23 protein-coding genes are annotated in these 24,295 nt (G+C 62.0%); 12 read left to right on the top strand and 11 right to left on the bottom strand.

The window, feature by feature from the left end:
* Positions 1-41: 41 nt before the first annotated feature.
* Complete coding sequence (locus tag IAE77_RS09895; RefSeq protein WP_294225473.1) at positions 42-1,940, top strand: sulfatase; 1,899 nt, start codon at positions 42-44, stop codon at positions 1,938-1,940.
* Between the two features lie 18 nt (positions 1,941-1,958).
* Positions 1,959-2,255 carry a Dabb family protein gene (locus IAE77_RS09900; protein ID WP_294225478.1) on the top strand — a complete coding sequence of 99 codons (297 nt, stop codon included), beginning with the start codon at positions 1,959-1,961 and terminating at the stop codon, positions 2,253-2,255.
* A gap of 65 nt (positions 2,256-2,320) precedes the next feature.
* On the opposite strand, the gene IAE77_RS09905 is transcribed toward IAE77_RS09900, so the two are convergent.
* From IAE77_RS09905 to IAE77_RS09920, 4 genes are all read right to left on the bottom strand, one after another.
* On the bottom strand, positions 2,321-2,551 hold the full coding sequence (locus tag IAE77_RS09905) for an SWIB/MDM2 domain-containing protein (RefSeq protein WP_294225481.1): 231 nt from the start codon (positions 2,549-2,551) through the stop codon (positions 2,321-2,323).
* Between the two features lie 285 nt (positions 2,552-2,836).
* Positions 2,837-3,514 carry a response regulator transcription factor gene (locus IAE77_RS09910; RefSeq protein ID WP_294225484.1) on the bottom strand — a complete coding sequence of 226 codons (678 nt, stop codon included), beginning with the start codon at positions 3,512-3,514 and terminating at the stop codon, positions 2,837-2,839.
* Positions 3,481-4,548 (bottom strand): PAS domain S-box protein, encoded by a 1,068-nt coding sequence (locus IAE77_RS09915; RefSeq protein ID WP_294225487.1) that lies wholly within the window; start codon positions 4,546-4,548, stop codon positions 3,481-3,483. Before IAE77_RS09915 ends, IAE77_RS09910 begins: the two co-directional genes overlap by 34 nt.
* Before the next feature lie 9 nt (positions 4,549-4,557).
* Positions 4,558-5,466, bottom strand: a complete 909-nt coding sequence (locus IAE77_RS09920; RefSeq protein ID WP_294225490.1) for a universal stress protein — start codon at positions 5,464-5,466, stop codon at positions 4,558-4,560.
* Between the two features lie 217 nt (positions 5,467-5,683).
* Between IAE77_RS09920 and IAE77_RS09925 the strand changes: the two genes are divergently transcribed.
* The 4 genes from IAE77_RS09925 (at position 5,684) to IAE77_RS09940 (ending at position 8,387) form a co-directional block, all read left to right on the top strand.
* On the top strand, positions 5,684-6,997 hold the full coding sequence (locus IAE77_RS09925) for a PQQ-binding-like beta-propeller repeat protein (protein WP_294225493.1): 1,314 nt from the start codon (positions 5,684-5,686) through the stop codon (positions 6,995-6,997).
* 206 nt (positions 6,998-7,203) lie between these two features.
* Entirely contained in the window at positions 7,204-7,533 is a 330-nt protein-coding gene (locus tag IAE77_RS09930) for a hypothetical protein (RefSeq protein WP_294225494.1), read from the top strand.
* Positions 7,534-7,651: 118 nt separating this feature from the next.
* Positions 7,652-8,026 carry an NADH-quinone oxidoreductase subunit A gene (locus IAE77_RS09935; protein ID WP_294225497.1) on the top strand — a complete coding sequence of 125 codons (375 nt, stop codon included), beginning with the start codon at positions 7,652-7,654 and terminating at the stop codon, positions 8,024-8,026.
* A gap of 43 nt (positions 8,027-8,069) precedes the next feature.
* The gene (locus tag IAE77_RS09940; RefSeq protein ID WP_294225500.1) at positions 8,070-8,387 is read left to right on the top strand and encodes a Dabb family protein; all 318 of its coding nucleotides are present in this window, start codon (positions 8,070-8,072) and stop codon (positions 8,385-8,387) included.
* Positions 8,388-8,423: 36 nt separating this feature from the next.
* Here the strand turns inward: IAE77_RS09940 and IAE77_RS09945 are convergent, their stop codons facing one another.
* From IAE77_RS09945 to IAE77_RS09960, 4 genes are all read right to left on the bottom strand, one after another.
* Positions 8,424-9,452: a lipocalin-like domain-containing protein gene (locus tag IAE77_RS09945; RefSeq protein WP_294225504.1), complete on the bottom strand. Its 1,029-nt coding sequence runs from the start codon at positions 9,450-9,452 to the stop codon at positions 8,424-8,426.
* Positions 9,453-9,612: 160 nt separating this feature from the next.
* Entirely contained in the window at positions 9,613-12,153 is a 2,541-nt protein-coding gene (locus IAE77_RS09950) for an FtsX-like permease family protein (protein ID WP_294225506.1), read from the bottom strand.
* Positions 12,150-12,815 carry an ABC transporter ATP-binding protein gene (locus IAE77_RS09955; protein ID WP_294225509.1) on the bottom strand — a complete coding sequence of 222 codons (666 nt, stop codon included), beginning with the start codon at positions 12,813-12,815 and terminating at the stop codon, positions 12,150-12,152. The genes IAE77_RS09950 and IAE77_RS09955 overlap by 4 nt, the downstream gene beginning before the upstream one ends.
* Before the next feature lie 36 nt (positions 12,816-12,851).
* Complete coding sequence (locus IAE77_RS09960) at positions 12,852-13,451, bottom strand: riboflavin synthase (protein ID WP_294225512.1); 600 nt, start codon at positions 13,449-13,451, stop codon at positions 12,852-12,854.
* Positions 13,452-13,503: 52 nt separating this feature from the next.
* Between IAE77_RS09960 and IAE77_RS09965 the strand changes: the two genes are divergently transcribed.
* The 4 genes from IAE77_RS09965 to IAE77_RS09980 all read left to right on the top strand — a co-directional run bounded on the left by IAE77_RS09965 (position 13,504) and on the right by IAE77_RS09980 (position 18,359).
* Positions 13,504-16,080 (top strand): DUF1549 and DUF1553 domain-containing protein, encoded by a 2,577-nt coding sequence (locus IAE77_RS09965; protein WP_294225515.1) that lies wholly within the window; start codon positions 13,504-13,506, stop codon positions 16,078-16,080.
* A gap of 27 nt (positions 16,081-16,107) precedes the next feature.
* Positions 16,108-16,308, top strand: a complete 201-nt coding sequence (locus tag IAE77_RS09970) for a hypothetical protein (protein ID WP_294225517.1) — start codon at positions 16,108-16,110, stop codon at positions 16,306-16,308.
* On the top strand, positions 16,305-16,739 hold the full coding sequence (locus tag IAE77_RS09975; RefSeq protein WP_294225520.1) for a hypothetical protein: 435 nt from the start codon (positions 16,305-16,307) through the stop codon (positions 16,737-16,739). The genes IAE77_RS09970 and IAE77_RS09975 overlap by 4 nt, the downstream gene beginning before the upstream one ends.
* 267 nt (positions 16,740-17,006) lie before the next feature.
* Positions 17,007-18,359: a DUF1501 domain-containing protein gene (locus tag IAE77_RS09980; protein WP_294225522.1), complete on the top strand. Its 1,353-nt coding sequence runs from the start codon at positions 17,007-17,009 to the stop codon at positions 18,357-18,359.
* 36 nt (positions 18,360-18,395) lie between these two features.
* Here IAE77_RS09980 and IAE77_RS09985 read toward each other — a convergent pair whose 3' ends face one another.
* The 3 genes from IAE77_RS09985 to IAE77_RS09995 form a co-directional block, all read right to left on the bottom strand.
* A complete protein-coding gene (locus IAE77_RS09985) occupies positions 18,396-19,721 on the bottom strand; it encodes an MFS transporter (RefSeq protein ID WP_294225525.1) in 1,326 nt (441 codons plus the stop codon).
* Positions 19,714-20,211, bottom strand: a complete 498-nt coding sequence (locus tag IAE77_RS09990) for a hypothetical protein (protein ID WP_294225528.1) — start codon at positions 20,209-20,211, stop codon at positions 19,714-19,716. The genes IAE77_RS09985 and IAE77_RS09990 overlap by 8 nt, the downstream gene beginning before the upstream one ends.
* 62 nt (positions 20,212-20,273) lie before the next feature.
* On the bottom strand, positions 20,274-22,112 hold the full coding sequence (locus tag IAE77_RS09995) for an ATP-binding cassette domain-containing protein (protein WP_294225531.1): 1,839 nt from the start codon (positions 22,110-22,112) through the stop codon (positions 20,274-20,276).
* Between the two features lie 74 nt (positions 22,113-22,186).
* Here IAE77_RS09995 and IAE77_RS10000 point away from each other — a divergent pair, with 74 nt between their 5' ends.
* Together IAE77_RS10000 and hisI are read left to right on the top strand one after the other, a co-directional pair.
* Complete coding sequence (locus tag IAE77_RS10000; protein WP_294225533.1) at positions 22,187-23,710, top strand: hypothetical protein; 1,524 nt, start codon at positions 22,187-22,189, stop codon at positions 23,708-23,710.
* A 53-nt stretch (positions 23,711-23,763) separates the two neighbouring features.
* Positions 23,764-24,180 carry a phosphoribosyl-AMP cyclohydrolase gene (gene hisI / locus IAE77_RS10005; protein ID WP_294225535.1) on the top strand — a complete coding sequence of 139 codons (417 nt, stop codon included), beginning with the start codon at positions 23,764-23,766 and terminating at the stop codon, positions 24,178-24,180.
* Positions 24,181-24,295 lie beyond the last annotated feature (115 nt).

The raw sequence follows: 24,295 nt of genomic DNA on the forward strand, positions 1-24,295 counted from the left end.
GACCGCAATTCCCGGCCGCCGCCGGTCGTTCCCAGCGCGCCATGAACCGCGTTGCACTTTCCCTTTTCTTCGTCCTCAGCTCTTCGCTCTTTGCCTCGAAGCCGAATGTGGTGCTGTTCCTCGCCGATGACATGGGCTGGATGGACTCGGGCGTCTATGGTTCGACTTATTACGAGACGCCGAACATCGACCGCTTCGCAAAGAAGGCGATGCGCTTCACCAACGCCTACTCGCAGCCGTTGTGCTCGCCGACCCGTGGGAGCATCTTGAGCGGCCAATACACTGCGCGTCATGGCATCACGACGGCGAGCGGCCACCAGCCGCCGCAACCGGCGGGTCATCGGTTTTTGCCGGAAACAGCGCCAGCGAACGCGCCGATGCTGCTGCCGGAGAGCAAAAACTACCTGGAACCGGCGCAGATCACGCTGGCGGAGACTTTGAAGAGCGCTGGATACCGCACGGCCCACATCGGCAAGTGGCACCTCGGTCTCACGCAGCCACATTGGCCGGAGCAGCAGGGTTTTGACGTCGCGTTCCACTGCCATCCCGATCCGGGTCCGCCCGGGGAATATTTCTCGCCCTATGCAGTGGTGCCGGAAGGCAAGCCGAATGCCAAGCAGCGCGTCGGAACCATCACGGATGGCCCTGTGGGTGAATACATCGTGGACCGGCAGGCGGCCGAGGCGGTCAAATTCATCCAGGGCAGCAAAGGAGGGCCGTTCTTCCTGAATCTATGGTGTTATGGCGTGCATGGCCCGTGGGGGCACAAAGAGGAATACACGAAGCACTTCGCGGCGAAGAAAGATCCCAGCGGCAGGCAGGGGAATCCGATCATGGGCTCGATGCTGAAGAGTGTGGACGAGTGTTTCGGCCGAATTCTGGACGAACTCGACAAGCAGGGAATCTCCGACAACACGATCATCATCTTTTACTCCGACAACGGCGGCAACACGCACAGCAACATCTCGGCTGAAGGCAAAAAATCCGCCAGCGAAGACTGGCAGAAGTGGGCTGGCTCTCAGCCGCCGACCATGAACACGCCGCTGCGTGACGGCAAAGGCACGCTCTACGAAGGCGGCACACGCGTGCCTTTGATGTGGTCCTGGGCCGGCAAGATCGCCCAGGGAGGCACGGATGACGCTGTCGTGGGACCGGTCGATGTGTATCCGACGTTGATCGACCTGCTTGGCATCGCCAAACCGGAGAAGCAGACCTTTGACGGCGTCAGCTACGCCAAGGTGTTGAAGGGCGAAGGCGATCTCGGCCGCACCGCTTACTTCAACTATCATCCGCATGCCGGAGCGAATCGTGCCGGTGGCGTGTGGGTGCGCAGCGGTGACTTCAAATTGCTGCGGTGGTTCGGCAATCCGGCCACGCATGAGCTCTACAACCTCACCAACGATCTTGGTGAGGCCAAGGACCTCGCCACAACGATGCCGGAGAAGGTGAAGGAGCTCGATGCCCTGATCGACGGCTTCCTGAAAGACACAGGCGCGCTCTATCCGCGCCCGAATCCAGCCTACAAGCCGGTGGCTGCCAAAGTGCCTGCCAAGAAGACTGATCCGCTCGACAACTGGAAGGAACGTGGCTGCAAGGCGACGGTGGCGGATGGCATTTTGACGATGAAAGGCACTGGCAAAGGCGCTGCCTTTTTGGGACACGGGATGGCGAAGATCAACGGGCCTGCTGTGGTGAAGCTGCGCGTGCGCAGTGCCGCTGGCGGAGCGGGGAAGATCGACTCACTGCCGAACACGTCCGCCGATCCGAGCCTTGTGCATTCAACGGCGCTGGAGGTCAAAGCGGGCGGCTGGCAGGAACTGCATGTCGATTTGAAGGACTCCGGCCCGCTGGGCACGCTGCGTGTCTATCTGCCGGATTCAGAGATCGACTCCATCGAAGTGGCTCCAGAAAAAGGAAAAGCGCAACGCTGGGACTTCTGAGCGCGTTGGATGGCACGCATGATACGCCACACTGTTGTCTTCCGTCTTAAACACGCCCCAGGTTCCGAGGCCGAGCGTGAATTTCTCAATGCCGCCTGTGAACTCGCCAGCATTCCCAGCGTGAAGAAGTTTGAGTGCCTGCGGCAGACAAGCGTGAAGAACAGCTACACCTTCGGCTTGTCGATGGAGTTCGATGACTCTGCGGCGTATGCGCTTTACAACGATCATCCGGATCACACGGCCTTCGTGCGGCAACGCTGGATTCCGGAGGTGGCGGAGTTCATGGAGATCGACTACGTGCCGCACACGGTGTGATGCGCGGGCAAAAAAAGCGCCGCGCCGGCTGGGCCGGACGCGGCGACGAGGAATGCAGGACTGAATCAGGAGATGTGCTTGGAGACCAGCTTGGTCATCTCAAACATCGTCACCGTCTTCTTGCCGCCGAACACGGCCTTCAATGCGTCGTCGGCATTGATGTTGCGCTTGTTCTTGGCGTCCTGGAGACCGTTCTTCTTGATGTAGTCCCAGAGCTTCTTGGTGATCTGACCACGCGGAGCGGGCTTGGTTCCGACGACGGCACCGAGGACCGCGTCAGGCTGCACCGGCTTCATGAGGGCAGGATTGGGTTTCCGTTTAGCTTTGGGCTTGGTTGCTTTTTTAGCTGGAGCTTTCTTAGCTGCTTTGGTTGCTTTCTTGGCCATAGTGTTGTTGGCGGCTGTTGCCGTGCGCGGAGGTTATGAGAGCGCCCCAAGGAGCGTCAACGCAAATTTAATCAATCTTTGGGCTTGTTTTCCCTTCGTAAATCCGCCAGCGGCCCTTCGAAAAAAGGGGTGTTGATGCATTGCGCAAAGCTCATTCAAAAACGGCCTTCAAACATGCGGAATGACGAGGCGGGCTCATAACTTCGACCTGCTCTCGACCCACTGCACCGCATGACGCACCAGCGCGGCACCGTCCGTGATGGCGAGCTTTTCTTTGATGTGGGCGCGATGAGCTTCCACGGTCCTGGCACTGATGTTGAGCTGCGTTGCGATGTTCTTCGTGGGCACGCCTTTGCCGATGAGCGTGAGAATCTCAAGCTCACGGTCAGTGAGCGCGTCCATGCCGGAGGCCTTGTTGCGTGAGACGCCGGTGACCTGCTCGAGCATGCGCAGGTTCAGAGCCTCGCTGACAAACAGTCCGCCGGAGAGCACCTTGTGGATGGCCGTGATGAGGTGATCCGCCGCCGCCTCCTTCATGACATAGCCACGCGCTCCGGCGCGCAACGCACGTTCGCCATACAACGTCTCGTCATGCATCGAAAGCACGAGGCACTGGGTGGCCGGATGCATGGCGCGGATGTCCTTCACGAGTTCCAGCCCGTTCTTGTCCGGAAGGGTGAGGTCGATGACGGCGAGATCGGGCTTGAGCTTCTCCACAACCTCCAAACCCTCACGTGCGCTGCCGGCCTCGCCAGCGACGGCCAGGCCCGCCTCGGCACGCACGAGCTGCGCGAGCCCGTGACGCATGATGGGATGATCATCGACGAGGATGATGTTTTTTACGGCTGCTTTGCTGGTGCGGGAACGCTGCATGTGAGCTGGGTGCCGCCCGTCGGGCGTGGTGTGACTTTGACAGTGCCGCCCATCATTTGAGCGCGATGATTCATGGTCAAGAGGCCCATGCCGGTGCCTTTGGAGGCCTTGTCCGGAATGCCGACGCCGTCGTCGCGAACCGTAAGGACGATGTTTCCGCTGTGCCGGGCGAGGTGGATGTCCACCCGCTTCGCCTGGCTGTGCTTCATCGCGTTTGACACAGCCTCCTGGGCGATGCGGAAAAGCTGCACGGCCATCTGGGTGCTCTGCATGTGCACCGGATTGTCGTAACGGAACTCGCAGTGGATCTCAAAGGCGCGCGCGGTGCTGTCGGCGAGCTCCTTCAAGGCCGCCATGAGGCCGCCAGCATCGAGGACGACCGGCATCAGGCCGCGCGAGGTCTCACGCGCGCGCGTGTTGGCCTTTGCGATGAGTTTGACGATCTCCTCCAGGCTCGCCGCCTCGGGACTGCCGCTGTTGCTGAGGCTTTTCTGCGCCACCTTGGCCAGGCAGCCGATGGCGGCGAGCTGCTGGCAAAGATCATCGTGAATGTCCTGACCGATGCGGGTCTGCTCCTCCTCGCTGATGTGGAGGATCTTGTCCTCGAGCGCCTTGCGCTCAGTCAGATCGCGGATGATGCCGGTGAAGATGCGCCGCCCGCTCGGCAGCACCGCCTCGCCCACGGAGAGGTCCAGGGGGAAGACGGAGCCGTCCTTCCGCTGCCCCACGGCCTCGCGGCCGATGCCAATGATGCGCTTCTTGCCGGTGCGCAGGTAATTGTTCACGTAGCTGTCATGCCTCTCCCGGTAAGGCTGGGGCATGAGCATGCTGATGTTGTGGCCGATGATCTCGTCACGGCGGTAGCCGAACAGTCGTTCGGTGGCGCTGTTCGCCGTCTCGATGATGCAGTTCTCATCGATCGTGATGATGGCGTTCACCGCGGTCTCGACGATGGCCGCGGCCCGTTGCTCGCTGGCCTGGAGGGCAGCTTGCAATTCGGCAATGCTGGGCTCGACGGGTGCTTTTTGAGGCATGGGGTGTGTTTAATCGGCCGCCGGGGCAAATCCATCCGGTTTGATCGCCAGGATGGAGCAAGGGGCGTTCTGGACGATCTTTTCCGCCGTGGTGCCGATCAGCATCTCACGCAGGCCGGTTTTTCCACGCGTGCCGAGCACGACCAGCGTCGCGTGCGTCTCAGCGACGTGATCGAGGATCGCCTCGCGGATGTTCACCCGCTCCTTGATCAAGGCGTTGACCTGCACGCCGCCACTGTCCCGGATGAGAGGCGCGAGGAAGCCGTCGAGGTCTTTGCGCCAGTTGTCCACCGCCTCGGGATCGATCGTTCCAGGCAGGGAAGGGGCGAAGCCGCCGTAATCGAGCGACATGGCCAGCGCGCTTTGATACACATGCAGGCAGTCCACCGCTCCGCCATCCTGCCGGGCCACATGGAGGGCGTATTGCACCGCCTTGGCCGAGTTTTCGGAGAAATCGACACAGGTGACGATCTTCTTGAAGGGCCCTTGCGCGTCTTCGCGGACCACCAGCACATCGACTGGCGCCTTGCGGACGCACTTGGCCGCAATCGCACCGATGCGATGCGGCTCGTTCTTCGATCCTTTGGCTCCCATGACCAGCAGATCCGCTGTGTGGGCGCGACAGGCCTCCACGAGTTCGACAAACGGATGACCGATGCGCACCTCGGCACTCACTGCCGCATCGCCGACATCGGACTCGGCGACGAATTTTTTCAAACGCTCCAGCCAGTCGGCCCGGACGGCGGCCTGGTCTGTGACAAGCGCCTTTTTGAGCTCATGCACGAGGAACTCATCCATGACATGGACGGCGGTGACAGCCGCGCCATCCAGAGACGCCCGGCGCACAGCCTCACGCAACGCGTTGCGGCAGGATGGCGTGAAATCGATGGCCGCGATGATGTGGTGAAGGTGTTTCATGGTGAGGTGTGGTTGAGTTTTCGATTCCAGCATAGAGCCGGAGCAAAGGCAATGCTCCTGTGCGGTTGTCGTGACTGCCGCCGATTTTGTGCCGTCAGCGGGCGCGTTTCGCACAGCAATTTCACGCTGGTGAAGGATACGGCTGGAGCGGGAGCCCGTGCGTGCTCTCTTCCGGGCGAAAGAAACTTCTCCAGTTTCCGTCCATCTCCACCCTCTCATGACCACCGCGCTCCTCCGCTCCGCTTTTTCGCTCGCCCTCGTGCCCGCTCTGCTCGGTGCCCAGCCGGCAACCACACCGCTGTTCTGGCCGGCGAAAAATGGCCCCACGCGTGATGGCATCGTGCCGGCGGCCGAGGCGGCGCGGGTTTTGCTCGAATGGGACGGCGCTTCCGGGAAGAACATCGCCTGGCGGATCGATCTCGAAGGTGAAGGTCACTCAACTCCGGTGATTGGCGGGGATTTGATCTGGTTCACCGCTGCCACCGCCGACGGCAAGCAGCAGTTCGTTTATGGCATCGACCGCCACAGCGGGAAGGTGCTGCACCACAAAGTCGTCTTTGAAAATGCGGCTCCGGAGGATCTGGGCAACCCGCTGAACAACTACGCCGCGCCGTCGCCTGTGCTGGAGGCCGATGCGCTGTATGTCCACTTCGGCACCTACGGCACCGCACGGATCGACCCGGTGACCTGTGAAAAGGTCTGGGAGCGTCGCGACATCAATGTGCGTCACTACCGCGGCCCTGGATCATCGCCGATCATTCATGGGGACCTGTTGATCCTCACCTTCGATGGCATCGATCAGCAGTTCGTCACCGCTTTGGACAAAAAGACCGGCAAGACGGTGTGGAAGACCGCCCGCACCACTGACTACGGTGACCTGGACAAGGACGGCCATCCCACCCGCGATGGCGACATGCGCAAAGCCTACCATACTCCCGGCGTGTTTGAGATCGGCGGCAAGGAGGTGCTCGTGTCAGTGGGGTCGCGCGCGGCATTCGGCTACGACATCAAAACGGGACGGGAATTGTGGACGATCCGCCATGGCGGATTCAACGCGGCCATTCCTCCGTTGCGTGTCGGTGACCTGCTCATCCTCAACACCGGCTCGGAGCGTGCTCACACGCTCGGCGTTCGCATCGATGACAAAATGACCGGTGACATCACCGAGAGCCACGTGTTGTGGGATCGGGAGAAGCGCAACGCCAGCGAGTCCGCGCCCGTTTTGGTGGGCGGTGTCCTGTATCAAACCACCCGCGGCGGCATCGTGAGCGCTGTTGAGGCAAAAACGGGCAAGGATCTCTGGGAGGACCGCATGGAGGGCCAGCATCTGCCAGGCCCCGTCGTAGTGGGGGACAAGCTGCTGTTCTCAAACGACCGTGGCCAGACCTTCATCGTCCGCGTCTCCCCTGAAAAGTTCGAACTGGTCGGCAAAAACCAGGTGGCCGAACCCATCACGGCCTCCGCCGTGGTGGCTGATGGAGCGCTGTTCCTGCGGGCGAAAGGCGCGCTTTACAAGATTGCTGCAAAATAGGGAATTTCCCAGCCAGGGCACGGTCAGTGCTGTGCGATTCATGGCACTCCGGCCACCCGTTGTGCATACCCCAAGGCATTGGCGAATAGGTTCATACGTGGTCAAGCGGAGATTTCTCGTGCTCAATGCCCGGCGTAGGAGAAAAATCGGGCGGTGAGCACAAATCCGTCGCAGACCTGGTAAAGGCGTGCTAGCTTAACATCTCTATGGCTACTACCACTCCGACCCGCAAGACACGTTTCTCACGCCGAGTCCCTGACCATGTCACCGACGAGCTCGTCAATGTCCTTTCCAAGCCGGAGACATATGAGTTCAACACCCTGTTCGGTCTGGTCTATGACAACCTGAAGCTGAAGAACGCCGTCAGCGGTGGTGAGGAGATGCTCCGCCTGCGTTCCTATGAGAAGCTGCAGAACCTCGTCAGCCGCGGCCTTTGCGCCAAGGTGGGCAAGACCTACCGCGGCCTGGAAGGCCTCCGTGCCGCCCACAACGCCGCGATCGCCGCCCGCACTGCTGCGGTGGCAGCCCGTCGTTAATCGTCGTTTCTCCAAACTGGGGCCGTCCTGCCGAGCGCACGACGGCCCCTTTTGCTTTTCTACGGGTTTGACGCTGCCCCGGCCCTCCGCTACCCATCCTGCGTCTTTTTCCGCCCCCATGTTTGAGAATTACCTGCCTGTCCTGTTGCAAATCGTCATCGCCGGTGGCTTCGCCGTCGTGACCCTGGTCGCATCCGCATTGCTCGGCAAATCCGCCAAACGCACTGAGATCAAGGACTCCGCCTACGAGTGCGGCATGCTCCCGGTCGGCGACAGCCAGCCCCGCTTCAGTGTGAAGTTCTACATCGTGGCGATGCTCTTCGTGCTCTTCGACATCGAAGTCGTCTTCCTTTACCCCTGGGCCGTGATCTACAAGGACTTCATCGCCGCCCACGGTCCGTCGATCCTGGCCGTGGCCACCGGGTTCGTCTCCATCCTGCTCGTCGCCTTCGTTTACGCCTGGAAGAAGGGCGTGCTCGACTGGAAGTCGTGATCCGCCGGTCCGCAGCGCTCCTTCAGCCCGCCTTCACGCCTCCATGATCGCCTATCTCAGCCTGTTTCAGCTCAAACCCCAGGTCACGGAGGAAAAACTGGAGCAGATGATGTCGCAGACTCGCGTCATGCTCCTGCGCGTGCCGGAGGTGCTCGCCGTCAAGACTGGCAAGCGCGTGAATCCGGCCGACGCATGGCCCTGGTTCGTCTATCTCGAAGTCGAGACGATGGACAAGCTCGCCATCTGTCAGGACGACCCGCATTACATCAAGTTCCGCGAGGAAGTCCTCAAGCCGAACATCTCCGAGCAGGAATCGACCGCCTTCGAGATGGAGCCGCGCAAGGACGTCAAATACTCGTAGATTCGGCTGCCAGTCGAATCCGTTCGCTCCAGCCGGTCATTGGGACCGCAAATGCCCCGCCAGGTCACCGGCATAGCCCGCGAGTTCCAGGAAAGCCCGGCCTGCCACCTGCCCGTGCGCGTCCAGCACGTCGCAGGCTCCTTCCCAATACGGCAGCCGCGTGATGCCGCCGTCCTGCTCCTGGTCCTCCGCCAGCGGTCGCAGCTCAAATGATTCGCCTTCAAACCGAATGCGTGCCCGGATCGGATACTCAGCGCCATTGCGGGGGCTTTTCCACTTCCCGAGCACCTCCCAGGAAAATGCATCGCTCGCCACATGCCGCGTTTTGCCATCGCGCTCCACCACTGCGAGTGTCGAGAAAGCGTCCGTGGTGCCATCTTTCCGCCGCATGCGATACACCATGATCTCCCGGCCATCCTTGAGTTGGATCGCCGCCCAGTCCCAGCCCACCTGCCCAGCCTCAAGCTGACTGCTGCTAAACTCGTGATCCATCCACGCCTCGCCGCTCACCTGACGTTCCTCAGTGCCCACTTTGACAGTTCCTGTGGTCTTCAAACGCGGCCAGGTCAGGTAATGGCTCGCCGCTTCAGCGCTCGCTCCTTTGCGCGAAACGCCATCCTTTCCGAACACCACCAGTGGTTTCACCGCCTCCAGCTCCAGTTGCAGCAAAACCTCGCTCCTCACCGTCGCCGCGATGCGCATCCGCTGCGTGGCCTCGTCCAGCTTGAGCGACCAGTTCCCGTTTCTCGCGGCCAGCGTCGTCTCAGATGACTGCGCATCCCATCCTTCGCGGTTCAACCGCTCCTCATGCACAAACCGCCCCGTTTGCGCATCCAGCAGCGCCGCGTGCGCCAGATGCAAATGGAGCGTCCTGCCATCCTCGCGCCTCGCCTGGCGGAAAAACGTGACCTGAAAGCCAAAACGCCGTCCAGCCTCCGCATCCAGGTGCCCCGTCACATACCACCACTCGGTGCGGAACTCAGGATGGCTCCCATGATCACGCGGAAACTCAAACACACGCCCCGCTTGCGGAATTGCAAAACCATCCGCCGTCGTCTGGGCCAAGGAGCTTGAAAAGCAAAGGCATGCGATCAGCGCGACAGCGTTTTGGACTGCGCCGGCCCTCCGGCGCTTTCGAGTGCCTTCTGGTTCTCGCAAAGCTCCAGAGCGCTGGAGTACTCCAGGACGCTGTCGCGCATTCGGTATCATGAGATTCTCGTGCATGTCATTCCTCCGTGTGTTCTGCCGGCAGCATCGCCGCCCATCGTCCGACCAGCGCGGCCACCAGCACGCCGACCGCGATCACGGCGGCCGCCAGCACCGCCAGATGCCACCACACGGCATGAAATTGCAGCGTCCAGCCGAAGCACTGCTTGTTGATGCGATAGACGAGCAACCATCCCAGCCACAAACCCGCCACAATGCCCGTGAACGCACCCGCACAGGCGACGCCGAGCCCTTCCAGCGCCGCCGACTTGGCAAGCTCCCTGCGCGTCATGCCCAACGATCGCAACGTCGCCAAAATCGCCCGCCGCTCCAGCATCAGGCTCGCCAAAGCCAGTCCGAGACCTGCCACAGCCACGATCACGCCGATCACCTCGAGCGCATGCGTCACCGCGAACGTCTGGCGGAAGATCCGCAGCGCCTCGCTCCGCAGGTGCGCATTGGTGAACACGCTCAGACCCGGCTGCTGGCGTTGCATGCGATCCCGCATCGCCTCCGCATCCACGTTCGGCTTCAGCATGATCGCCACACGCCACGCCTCATCCGTCTCAAACCACTCGCGAAACGCTGAAGCAGGCAGCGTCAATGATCCACGCTCATTTCCATACTCGGCATTCATCGCCACCACACGCACTTTGCGGCCCACCAGCTCGATCACATCGCCCACCTGCGTCCCGAAGCGCTCACTCCAGCTCTCGCTCATGATCGCCGGAGTGATGCCATCATCCGCCTTCCACCATTCCCCACGCTTCGGAGCCTCCACCCACGCGTAAAGCCCATGCTTGCGCGCAAACACCGGATCAACGCCGAGAATGAGCACCTCACCGCCGCTCCACAGCAGCGTCCTGGCCTGCACAAAAGCCAGCTCCGCCACCTCCGGCTCCTTCCCAAGTGTCTCGACCGTTTTCGACGAAATCAAATGCGTCGATGACGCGCTCTGCGCCCCCGCGCTGCTCACGTAGATGTCCGCCTTCATCGTGCGGTCGATCCAGCCGCGCATCGTGTGATCAAAGCTCGCCACCATCACTGACATGCCCGTCGTCATCGCCACCGCGCTGGCCAGTGCAGCCACCGCAAAGCGATGCCGCACTGTCGGTCGCCGCAAATGCGAAAGCGCGACTCTCGCCACGGCTCCGCTCATCCGTCCCATCCTGCCCATTCCTCTCAGCATCGCACCCGCCACCAATCCAGCACCCACCAGCCACAGCAACGCCGCCGCATAGCCCGCCAGCGGCAGCCGCGTGCCGCTCGCCAGCCGCAACACCGGCAATTGCGCAAGCAACACGGCCGCCAGCATCAATGCCCAGCCGATCCATTCCACACGCCACACGGTTCCGCCTTCAAACGGCGTCGCGTGTCGCCCGAGCATCTGCGCTGGTGGTGTGCGTGCGGCCATCCGCGCCGGCCACCATGCGGCGATGAGGCTCGCCAGGATCGAGATCGACAGCGCCAACAGGGCTTCGCTCCAGCTCAGCGCCGCCTGCTGCTCGCTCGTCGCGCCATACAGCGCGTTCATCGTCTTCGTCACACCACCGACAGCACCTTGTGCCCCGAACCAGCCCAGCAACACGCCCAAAGCACCACCGCACAGCCCCAGCAGCCCCGCCTCGATGAGAAACGCCATTTGAATCGCCCGATCCGTCACGCCGAGCGATTTCAAAATCCCAATCTCCTCCCGCCTTCGCAGCACCACGCCATCCAGCGCCTGAAAAATGAGATAACCGCCCACCAGCAGCGCCAGCAGGGAGAGAATCGTCAGGTTCAGCCGGAACGCCTGCGTCATCGTCCCTGCGAGCTGCCGCCGGTTTGCCCCGCCCGTCACCTGCCAGCGCGATTTCAGCGACTCACCCGTTTCCTCACGCAACTGCGGAAACAACGCACTGTCGTGTGCCAAAACCTCCACGCGATCCACCTTGTCACCACGCATCAAAACCGACTGCGCCCCCGGCAAATCCATCAGCAGCAGATGTTTGGGCAAACTCGGCACTCCCGGCGTCTCCGGCACCACACCGGCCACGGTCAGCGTGATCACGCGATCATCCACGATCAGCCTCAACTCATCACCAACCTTCACACCGAGCTTCGGACTCACGTAAACGCCCGAACGCACCGCTTGCAAGTTCGCGCCCAGACCGGCCGGCGCCTCGCCACGCAGATTCAGCAGTGCGACGAAATCCACGCCCAGCAGCCGCCACGTCGCCCGCGAACCGATCTCGCCATTTCCGCCCTCATCCGCTGGCGTCACCGTCTCCTCCACCACCGGCAGCAAACTCACCGGACGATGCCCCAGCACCTCGCGCATCTCTCGCACATCATCTTCGCGCAGAGCACCACTCACGGCCTGCACCGTCCAGTCCGGCTGCCGCGTGATGCCATCCGTGAAGGTCTCAAAACCCGACAAGGCCGCGTTGCTCGCCAGCCGCACTGCCAGATACACGCTCGACCCCAGCGCCAGGATCAACATCAGCGCGATCTGCTGCCGCAAAGCCAGCCGCCAGTGCCGCAAAGCACAACGCCTCAAGATGAGAAGCACCGCACTCATGCGCCTTCGACGATTTGACCGTCCTGCATGCGCAGCACACGCTCGCAGTGTTTCACCGCCTCCGGGCTGTGCGTCACCAGCAGCAGCGCCGCCTTGGTTTCACTCACGATCTCTGCCAGCAGCTCCAGCACCTGCACGCCCGTGGCTGAATCCAGGCTTCCCGTCGGTTCATCCGCCAAAATCAACGTCGGTCGATGCACCACCGCCCGCGCGATCGCCACGCGCTGCATCTCCCCGCCCGAGAGCTGCCCCGGCAATGCCCCTGCCCGATGCGAAATGCCCACACGCTCCAGCAATTCCCGCACCCGAGCCTCACGTTCGCTCGTCGGCACACCGAGTAATTGAAGCGGCAGCTCGATGTTCTCCGCCGCGCTCAGCGTCGGCAGCAGATGATAAAACTGGAACACAGTGCCGATGTGCTTGCGCCGCAGTTGCGCGAGCCCGTCTGCGCTCAAATCGCCAAGAACCTGGCCTGCGATCATCACGCTACCACTGTCCGCACGATCCACACCGCCGACACAGTTCAACACTGTCGTCTTGCCACTGCCCGAGGGCCCCAGCAGCGCCACACGCTCGCCTTGCTCCAGCTTGAACGACACGCCGCGCAGGATCGGACGCTCCGCGTAGGCTTTGGTAAGGGATTCGACTTCGAGAACAGGCATGAGAAAAGGAAACGGCCTGCCCGGCCTCATGGACGCTCACTTCATCGCCCGCATCAGTTCGCGCACATACTTGCCCAGCATGTCGAATTCAACATTCAGCCGGTCACCTGGCTTTTTCGTGTGAAGATTCGTGACCTGGAACGTGTGCGGGATGATCCAGCACACCACCGTGCTCTCCGTCACCTCCGCAGCGGTCAAAGAGATGCCATCCAGGCAGATCGAGCCCTTCGGAATGATCAAACCGCGCTGCTCCACCGGAATCTCCACTTCCAACCGGTGATCCTGCCCATGCTCGCTCCAATCGAGAATTTTCACCGTCGCATCCACGTGCCCTTGCACGAAGTGGCCTCCAAACCGCGCTCCCATCGCCATCGCACGCTCCAGATTGACCAGCGATCCGGCCTTTAGATCACCCAGGCTCGTCACCTTCAGCGTCTGCATCAGCAGATCAAAGCACGCCGTCTGCGCCGCAGCATCTTTCGCCGTCACCGTGAGGCAGCAGCCATTCACCGCCACGCTCTCGCCATCGACCAGCTCGGCGGCCATCGCGCCCACGTTCACGGTCAGTCGCGCGCTGTCGCCGCGAGGCTCCAGGGAAATGACGCTGCCGGTGGATTCAACGAGACCTGTGAACATGCGTCGAGATAAACGGACAAAGCGCCGCTGTCGATGCCGTAATAGCACCGCCGTGCTCCGCCGCCTCCTCCAACTGAGTGTCCTGTCAGTCTCCGCGAGTCTCTTCTCGGCGGAGCACTGGGCCTTTCAGCCGCTGAAGCCCGGCAAAGCCAACAGCATCGATGCCTATCTTCAAACGACGTCCGCCACTCGCGCCGATGCCCGCACGCTGATTCGCCGCGCTCACTTTGATCTCACCGGCCTCCCACCGTCCGACTCGTCCGATCTGTCCGACGAAGCTTACGCCACGCTCATCGAAACCCTCCTCGCCTCTCCGCACTACGGCGAACAACAAGCCCGCCACTGGCTGGACATCGCGCGCTACTCGGACACCAAAGGCTACGTCTATGCCCGCGAGGAAAAGAACTGGGTGCATGCCTCCGCTTACCGCGATTGGGTCGTCCACGCATTAAACACCGACATGCCCTACGACCGCTTTTTGCTCCTGCAAATCGCTGCGGACCAGGTCGTGCCGCCGAATTCACCCGATCTCGCCGCGATGGGCTTTCTTACGCTCGGGCGGCGCTTCCTCGGCGTCACGCACGACATCATCGACGACCGCATCGACGTCGTCATGCGCGGCACGCAGGCGCTCACCGTCGCCTGCGCACGCTGCCACGATCACAAATTCGATCCCATCCCCACGCGCGACTACTACGCGCTCTACGGTGTCTTCCAAAGCTGCGCCGAGGCTCTCGTGCCCTGCGCGAGCGGCGAAAACGCCGAACTCGCCGCATTGGAGCAAAAGAATCGCGAACTCATGACGAAACGCCGCGAGGAGCAGATGAAACGCACGCGTGAGCGCGTCGCCGATTACCTCCAGGCCACGCGCGAGCTCGACAAGTATCCCGAGGAGGTCTTCGGGCAGATCCTCGACGCGAACGACCTCAATCCCTTCATCGTCCATCGCTTCGTCGCGTGGCTCGAAAAGCATCCCGGCATCGAATTGACCGAAGAACGCCTGAAGCAGCCCGATTCGCCCGCTTTCGTGCCCGACGAGCACATCGCGAACATCGAAATGTATTTCCCCACCGGCGTCACCACCGAGCTGTGGAAGGCGCAGGGCGATGTGGACCGCCATCTCATCAAAACAAGCACCGCGCCGACTTACGCCACCATTCTAAAAGACCGCGCGCTACCCAGCACACCACGCGTCTTCACCCGCGGCAATCCGCTCACGAAAGGCGATGCCGTTCCCCGTCAGTTCCTGAGCCTCTTCGGCAACCAAACGCCCTTCACCAAAGGCAGCGGCCGACTCGAACTCGCGCAGGCCATCATCGACCCGCGCAACCCACTCACCGCCCGCGTCATGGTGAATCGCATCTGGCAGCATCACTTCGGCCGTGGCTTGGTGAGCACCCCGAGCGACTTTGGCAAGCAAGGCAGCGCGCCAACTCATCCCGAACTCCTCGATTGGCTCGCCACCGAGTTCATTCGCAGCGGTTGGAGCATCAAGCACATGCATCGGCTCATCATGATGTCGGAGGCGTATCGTAGAACGAGCTTCCAAGCTCGTTCCATGGACGAACTTGGAAGTTCGTCCTACGTCCCGCATCGTCTCACCTTCGAAGAAGCCCGCGATGCCTGGCTAGCCGCCGCTGGTCGGCTCAATCCGCGCCTCGGTGGCCGTCCCGAGCGGCTTTTCGCCGCCAGCAACACACGCCGCACGCTCTACGCCTTCGTCGATCGCGAAAATCTGCCCGCCGTGATGCGCACCTTCGATTTCGCGAATCCCGACCTCTCCATCCCACAACGCACCGAGACCACCGTGCCGCAGCAGGCGCTATTTGGCCTCAATCACCCGTTTCTCGTCCAGCAGGCCAAAGCGCTCGTGAAACGCGTTTCGACCGAAAAGTCGCCCGAAGCGCGAATTGGCCTGCTGTATCGCTATTTGTTCCAACGCAGCCCCAAAACCGATGAAATGGCCTCCGCGCTGTCCTTCGTTGCCGTCGATGAAAAGCCCGTTGTCGTCGAAAACGATCAGGCGAAAGCTTGGCAGCATGGTTTTGGCGAATGGGATGAGCAAACAGGCCGCGTGAAGACCTTCACGCCGCTTCCGCACTTCACCGGTCATGCCTGGCAAGGCGACGAAGACTGGCCGAATGCCAAGCTCGGCTGGGCACAGCTCACCGCCGAAGGCGGCCACCCGGGCAACAACCGCCAGCACGCCGTCGTGCGTCGCTGGATCGCGCCTGCCGATGGTCGCTACGACCTCCGCTCCACCTTGATCCATGAACCGAAGGTCGGCGATGGCATCCGCGCCTTTGTTAGCCACTCCCGACTCGGCAAACTACTCGGCACCAAGCTCCACGGCTCCAAAGCCGACCTCAGCCTCACCTCCATCGCCTTCCAGAAAGGTGACACCCTCGATTTCATCGTCGATATCGACATCGGCCTGAACAGCGACCAATTCCTCTGGTCACCGCAAGTCAGCACCACTCAAACCATCGCCGGCTCCGGCGGCGACGTGCCCGCTGAAGTCTGGGACGCGAAAAAAGACTTCACCGCCTCGCCGAAAACGACGCTGACATCCTGGGAGCAGCTCGCGCAGGTGCTGATGCTCTCGAACGAGTTCATGTTTGTTGATTAACGGGCTCCATTGCCTCAAACTGAACGCATGAGCACACTCGCTGAAATTGAAAAAGCCGCCGCAGCGCTGCCTCCGGAGCAGAAGCAGGAATTGATCCTGTTTGTGGCCGCCCGACTGCGTGCGGAGGGTGGGGAACTGCCACCGCCGCGGCAGTTCAGCAAAGAGCGGATGGCGGCATGGTTCGCCGAGGACGAGGCTGACATGCAGCAATTTCGCCAAAGCGCATGAGGCTCTTCCTCGACACCAGCGTCATGCTTTCGGCGGCTGCCTCTGCCACAGGAGCCTCGCGCGAGGTGTTTCGTCTGGCCTCAATCAATGGCTGGCTGCTGGTGACCACTCACTACGCGATTGATGAGGTGTTGCGTCATTTGCCTGATCTGCCTCTTCAAGCCAGTGCGGACTGGGCGGCCATGCGTCCATCCATCCTCATCATGGACGATGTCCTCACGATCAATCGCCCGGTGGTTTTTCCCGTGCCGAAAGACAAACCAATCCTTTTTGGCGCACTGGCATGGGCAGACGTGCTCCTCACGCTCGACCACGCGGACTTTGGCGAACTGCTCGGTGAATCCTTTTATGGGATGCCAGTCTTGAAGCCGGGACCGTTTCTCAAAAGAGAACGAGATGCTGGACGCTTGAATCCCGCAAGCCCTGCGTAGTGAGGGCAGCTCGCGCCGGTGCTCATGCTCTCGAACGAGTTCATGTTTGTGGATTGAGCACCGAATCTCGCGCCAGCGTCGTGGAGTGCGGTGGCAGAGATGCAAGGGCACCTTGCATCGGCGACACCGCCGTCGAGCGCAGCGAACGTGTTCTATGGCCATTGGGCACCGTCCGGCAGGCGACAGCGGTGTCGCGCTAACGCTTGCCGCCGCACTCCACGACGCTTCGCGCAGCAAGCATGCGCATAACCCAAGCGTATCCCTCCCATGCCTCCCGCACTCACCCGCCGAGACTTCCTCGCCCGCTCGGGCATGGGCTTGGCAGCGCTCGGTCTGGCGGATTTGCAGGCGGCGAAGCCTCACCACGCGCCGAAGGCGAAGCGAGTGATTCATTTCTTCCTCAATGGCGGGCCGTCGCATGTGGACACGTTTGATCCGAAGCCGGCGCTGGCACGGTATGCAGGCAAACCGGTGCCGAGTCATCGCATCACGGAGCGAAAGACGGGCGCGGCCTTTCCTTCGCCGTTCAAATTCGAGCCACGGGGACAGAGCGGCATCGAGGTGAGCGAGTTGTTCGCGAAAACGGCGGCGCACATGGATGACATCGCGGTGATCCGCTCGATGCAGGCTCAGGTGCCGAATCATGAGCCATCGCTGATGCTCATGAACTGCGGCGACTCGATCCAGCCGCGTCCGAGCCTCGGCGCATGGCTGACGTATGGCCTCGGCAGCGAGAACTCGAACCTGCCGGGCTTCATCGCGATGTGTCCCGGCGGCATGCCGATCAAAGGCGCGGAGAACTGGCAGGCGGCGTTTTTGCCCGGCGCGTTTCAGGGCACGTATGTCGATTCAAAGCATGAGGCGGTGGACCGTTTGATCGAAAACATCCGCAGCCCGCATGCCGACACGAGCGTGCAGCTCCGCCAGCTCGAGCTGCTGCGTCGCATCAATGCCGCGCACAAGGCCGAGCGCAGCGATCCGCGGCTGGAGGCACGCATTCAGAGCTTCGAACTCGCTTTCCGCATGCAGATGGAGGCGGCGGACGCTTTTGATGTGTCGCAGGAGCCCGAGCACATCCGCAAGATGTATGGCGAGGGCGTACACGCGCGGCAGACGCTCATCGCGCGTCGCCTGCTGGAGCGCGGCGTGCGCATGGTGCAGCTCTGGCATGGCGCGGGCCAGCCGTGGGACAATCACGACAACATCGAAACGAACCACCGCAAGCTCTCGAACGACATCGACCAGCCCATCGCGGCGCTGCTGAGCGATTTGAAGCAGCGTGGCATGCTGGAGGACACGCTCGTGCTCTGGGGCGGCGAATTCGGCCGCACGCCGACCGTCGAGATGAGCGGCTCGAAGTCGAAACTCGGCCGCGATCACAATCACTACGGCTTCAGCGTGTGGATGGCCGGCGGCGGCATCAAAGGCGGCACCGTGCACGGCAGCACGGACGAGTTCGGCTTCGCCGCGCAGGAAAACCCGACCAGCATCCACGATCTGCACGCCACGATCCTCCACCTCCTCGGCATCAACCACGAGGAGCTGACCTACCGCTACGCCGGGCGTGATTTTCGCCTCACGGATGTCTATGGCGAGGTGATCCGGCCGGTCATGCTCTGATGCCGATTCGCATGCCTCGACAAGCTACCACCACATTCAAGCTGAAGCCGTGGGCTTCACACTGATCATCAAGACGCCACAAACGAGCATTCCTGCTGCCGCGGCCATGAAAAGGGTGCTCACGTTGATGTGCGCATCCCGCAGCACGCCACCGAGATAGACTGTTATCCCGCCGACGAGGCATGAGAAGAGATTCAGCACGCCGTAGCCGGTGGCGCGGTAGCGGCTGTCGGCCACCTGGCACAGGATGGGCATCAGGTTCGCATCCGAAAACGAGCGCATGAGGCCATAGAAACACAGCCCGGCGATGGCGAGCGCGAGCACGCTGGTGTTCGCAAGCATCAGCGTGGCCGGAGCGGCGATGAAAAGGCCGATGGCAGGCACCAGGATGCGAGCACGATCATTCGTGCGGCTCCATCGATCCGCCCACGCACCGCCTATGAGCTTTCCGGCAAACATCGCCACCGCGAGATAGCTCGTGGCGGAGATCCCCGCCGCGCCCTGCCCGAGCGAGAACTGCTCTTTGAAATAGGTGGGCATCCATCCCGCCACGGCCCATCCCGCAAGCGCCAGCAGCCCCCAGAACGCGAGCAGCAGCCAGAAGGAGCGGTTGGAAAACAGGCTGGCGAGCGCATCACCGAGTCGTGGTGTCGAGGCGGCAGCAGAGTAGCCATCTTGCTCCGCAAGATGAGCATTGTGTTCTCGCGAACTCGGAGAGCTATCGCCAGTCCTCGGCTCCTCTCGCGGAGCGAGAGGGCTACTTTGCTTCGCAGGATCACGCAGCACAAACCACAGCGCCATGGCATAGACGATGCCGAACCAACCGAAGACATCGAAGGCAAAGCGCCAGCCTTGTTTCTCCGCCAGCCATCCACCGAGTCCCGCGAGTCCCGTGCCGACGCTCAAACCCGTCATATGAATGCCCGTGGCGAACGAACGCGTGCTGCCGCGATGATAATCCGCAATCAACGCCAGTGCCGCTGGCAGATACGCCGCCTCGCTCACGCCCATGAGCGCCCGCACGACGATCAGTTCCTCAAAACTCCGCGCATGCCCCGTGAGCCACGTCAGCAGCGACCAGATGAGCAAACTCAGCACGATGAGGCGGCTGCGATTGAAACGATCCGCCAGGAATCCCGCCAGCGGACTGAGCAAACCATACACCCAGAGAAAAACGGAGGTCAGCAGGCCAAATTGAGCGTCCGTCATCGGCACCGCCTGCGTGAGCGAATCCCGCATCGTGGTGATCATGATGCGGTCGAGGTAGTTCAGCGCCGCGACGACCCACAGCACGCCGACGATGAGCCACGCTCGCGGCAGGCGGCCGCTTGCAACGACGTTTGACGGGAGCGAGTTAATCATGGGATCGTCGTGATGTCCCTTCGCAGTGCGTGTAGTTGACGTCCCCCACCTGCGCAGACTTAGCCGATTGCGGTTCCACCAGCACGATTCCTTCACTGACCTGCGGCCCGTAGCGACGGCTCACCTCCCAGATGCCGCAGCCGAGCGCGTAACTCGTGTAAGATGAGCAAACGGCGCCATAGAAGGCGGCGGCGTTCGAGACCTTGCCCATGAGATCTTCGGTGTAGAGCACGCTCTTCGGATTCTCCACCGCCGCGAGGAAGGTGCGCAGCCCGAGGTCAAAACCGATGTAGCGCCCCTGTGATCGCACGCTGGAGTAGAGCACGCCTGTGTTCTCCTTCCATGCTTCAATGAACCCGCCCTTCCGGTTTGGCATCGTCCCAGCCACGGGCGTCCATTTCACCTGTGAAAGCAACCTTGCATGCTCCGCAGCGCGTTCCTGCCAGATCTGCGCTTCCGCGCCCTGCAGGCCCAGACAGGTGAGAAGCACGGCAAAACATGCCGGGGAGGCCAGTGTGCGAACAACCTGCCGAACCTTTGATCTGGCCGGCTTCATGAATCCCACTGGCTTTTCTGCACACCGATGAAGGCCATGGCGAGGCCGACGACGACGTGGACGAACAAGACGAAGGCCGCAATGCCGGGTGTGACGAGATCGGTGTCGGTCACGCGTTTGACGGCGTCAAAGAACGCGGTGCTGCGCATGCTGGAAAGGCTGCCGCTCCAGCTCCAGAACGCCGCGATGAAGGGCTGCACCCAGTTTTCCAGCCAGTCGGGAAGCGTCAGGACGGCTCCGGAGAGCGGAAGCTGGAAGCCGACGAGGTAGATGCAGAGAATGGTCGATTTTTCAGGAGATCTGCTGAGCGCCGAGATGCCGAGACACACGCTGGTCATGGCGGCCGACGCGAGCACCAGCAGCGCCAGCTTGATGATGAGGTCTCCAGGCAATCCGCCGACGACCAGATCGACAAAGAATCCCATCCACAGGCTTTGTCCGAGCACGAACAGGCCGAGGAAGATGACCTTGCTGCCGACATAGGCGAAGGGATGCAGCCCGCCGAGCTTCTCCCGCTCCATGATGAGCCGTTCGGATGCGATCTCGCGCGCGGCATTGTTGCTGGCCATGAGGGTGACCAGCACGACCTGCAGCATGACGAGACCGGAGACGAGGCCGCCTGCTTTGAGCTGCTCGCTGGCAAACTGCTGCTGCTGCCGGTATTCGACTTCGATGTTGTCCTCCTGATGCGTGGAGAGCGAACGCAGCGGCTTGATGCCATCCAGGGCGAAGATGACGACGAGCAAAGGAAAGCCGAACAGCATGGCAAGGTGGAGCCACACCTGCGCCTTGTCCCGGCGGAAAATGGTCCAGCGCCGTTTCAGCAGCTCGATCAACTGCAAAACCATCGACGGCATCTCGATCGGCGGGAACTCGTGGTGCTCCGGAATGACATCGACATGCGGCTTTGGCAGCGCCTCATGGCTGACCACGGTGCGTTTTTCGCGGACGGTGGTGCGGGAAGGTCCGTCAGCCGGCACGGCGGCATTTTCGTCTTCAGGAAGCACCCGCGTGCCGTCGAAGCCATGCCGCTTGTAATACGTCTCGCGGTACTTCTCCCAGGACTCGTGCCAGTCGCCGTTGCTGCGCTCGGTCAGCTTCAAATACACTTCCTCCGGATGCTCGACGCCGAAATAGTGCGTCATGGAGTGTGGCGGTCCGTGATACGTCAGCACACCTTGGTACATCACCATGACGCTGTCGTAGGCATCCAGACTGGCCAGGCTGTGCGTGACATTGATGACCACACGCTTCGGATGGCCACGCGAAAGCACCCGGAGCAGGTCGGTGATCTCACGTTCCGATTTCGGGTCGAGACCGCTGGTGACCTCATCGCACAGCAGCAGGCACGGGTCGGTCACGAGTTCCAAGGCGAGGCCGAGGCGACGTTTCTGACCGCCTGAGAGCACTTTCACCTGCCGCTCGGCCAGATGGGTAAGCCCGGTGATCTCCAGGATGTAATCGAGTGATGCGAGAAAGTCGTCCGTCTGGGCCAGTTGCGTGCGCAGTGCCATCGCGCTGGCGATGCTTTCCTCCACAGTCAGCAGGTCGTAGGCGATGCTGAATTGCGGCACATAGCCCAGGTCGCCTGGGTGCAGATCTTCCTCCTCACTCAGATTGCGCCCGTCCCACAGCAGTTCGCCGTCAGTCTGTTGCAGGATGCCGGTGACCACCTTCAGCAGAGTGGTCTTGCCGCAGCCGGAGGGCCCCACGATCGCCACGAGATGCGCAGGAGGCACCTCAAACGAGACCTCGCGCAGGAGATGGAGCGACGCATTCGCCTCCGAATCCCCCGGGCCATCGACTTCAAGACAGACGTTGTGCGCTTTCAGCATAGCGGTTAAAAGGTGCGCCAAGCTAGGCCGGAGACTGCGGCCGTGGCGATGAAAAAATCTCACTCTTTGCCAAAATGCAACGTCGTGCCCGCAGGAGCCAGCCCAAGTCCCCGCCTTTCCGCTGGCTGTGGTGGCTGGCCGGATTGATCCTTGTCTCCGGCCTCCTGCTCATGCTGCTGGCCCCGACGCTGGTGACGAACTACCTGCGCTCGTTTGTCCACCAGGATGACTTTCACCAGAAGCTGGAGGCCAGGATCGTGGCGAAGTTCGGCGGCAGCGCACGGATCGCTCCCGTCCGGTGGAGTGATGACGCCGCAGGCATCGCAGAAATGATGATCGAAACCGCGGGTGGATGGCACATCGACGCGGGCGGGGTGCGTTTCAGCCTCGACTTCGGCGCCATCCGCCAGGGTGTGTGGAGCATTCAGAACGCGGGAGCAGATGATCTGGCCCTGCGGTTTTCGAAGCGCGATGATTCGTGGTCCGGCGAATCCAGCAGCGATGAAGATGGCCTCGCGCGGCTCCCCGCCTTTCTGCGGCGTCACATCCCGACGAAGAGCCAGTTGGGAGGCTTCGATGCGCAACGCTTCATTTTTGAGCAAGGAGGCTGGAAGATCGCGGACTCGCGACTGCGGATGAACGGATGGAGCAGCGGCGAGAACTCGGCGGGCATCAAATTGAATGGTGGCACGCTGCAAACGCCCCTGAACGCCCCGCAGCAGAAGGACCCGCTGAAACTGGACCTCACCCAGGCTTCGGTGCGCGTAGGGACCGGGCAGGTCCAGTTGAGCAACGCGGTGCTGCGGTGGAAACAAGGGACGGAGGTCACCGTGCGCGGCAGTTGGAAGGCGGAGCACGGCGCGTGGCAGACATTCACGCATGTGAAAGGCGCCCCCCTGGAGGAATTCCTCGATGCCTCCTGGAAACCCCGGCTCTCCGGCAAAATCGATGGCGACATCGAGGCCTCCGGCCTGCCGCAAGCGCCCGTGACATGGAAGGCCGCCGCCTCCCTGCAGGGCGGAGTGCTCCAGGGACTGCCGATCCTCGACAAACTGGTCGAGTACACCAAGGTCCCCCGTTTCAAGCGAATCGTCCTGGATGCTTGCAGCGCGTCATTTCGCCCCCAGGGCGAGGCCTTGCACGTGGAGGACGTCATCGTGCAGTCGAACGGCCTGCTGCGCATCGAAGGCCGGATGACCTTCATTGGCAGGGCTGTGGAAGGCGATTTCATGCTCGGAGTCACGCCGGAGACGCTGAGATCCATCCCCGGGGCCGACAACCGCGTCTTCACCTCCCTGAACCCGAACGGACCGCCCGGCTTGCAGTGGACCCGCGTTCGCATTGCTGGGACGATGGATTCGCCGAAGGAGGACTTGAGTGCGCGATTGATGGGTGCGGCCGGCATGTCGCTGGTGTTCGACACCCCAGGCAACCTCATCAACCAAGGTGCCGACACGCTGTTGAAGCCGATCCTGGGCGATGAGGCTGCCAAAGTGCCCGGCAAAGTCATCGATGGGGCCAGTGGAGTGCTGGAGAACGGCGTCAAGGCCGGCGCCGGCCTGTTGAACAAGATGCTGCCCATCTTCCCGGGCAAATGAGGGTCGGAGCCAATGGTTGCACGCGTTCGGAGAGCCGCTAGCATGCGCCCGACATGTCCGCCAAAGCTCCCATCTCGTTCGCCGCCCGTGAATCCAAGCAGGCCATTGAGGAAGGCATGCTCTTCGCCCCGAAGTTTGACGAACACGGCCTGATGCCCGCCATGGCGGTGGACGCGGAGACCGGAGCGCCGCTGATGCTCGCCTACATGAACGAGCAGAGCCTCAAAATGACGCTGGAACTCGGACAGGCCGTGTATTGGAGCCGCAGCCGTAACCAGCTGTGGCACAAAGGGGCCACCAGCGGCGAATTCCAGGAAGTCGTGGAGATCCGCACGGATTGTGACCAGGACGCCCTGGTGCTGCGGGTGAAGCAGCACGGCGGTGGCTGCTGCCACACCAAGCGTCCCACGTGCTTTTATCGCGTAGTGAAGGCGGCGGACGGCGAGGCGCTGCTGGAATCCGCCTCGTGAAGACGGGCGACGGGCGCTGAACCAATGACGACCCGCAAAGCGCTAACCCGCATTTCTCACACTCTCTCGGCAAACGGTCACAGCCTGAAGCTGCACTCCACGTAGCTCGGAATTC

It is taken from the genome of Prosthecobacter sp. (assembly GCF_014879935.1).
Taxonomy (GTDB): Bacteria; Verrucomicrobiota; Verrucomicrobiia; order Verrucomicrobiales; family Verrucomicrobiaceae; genus Prosthecobacter.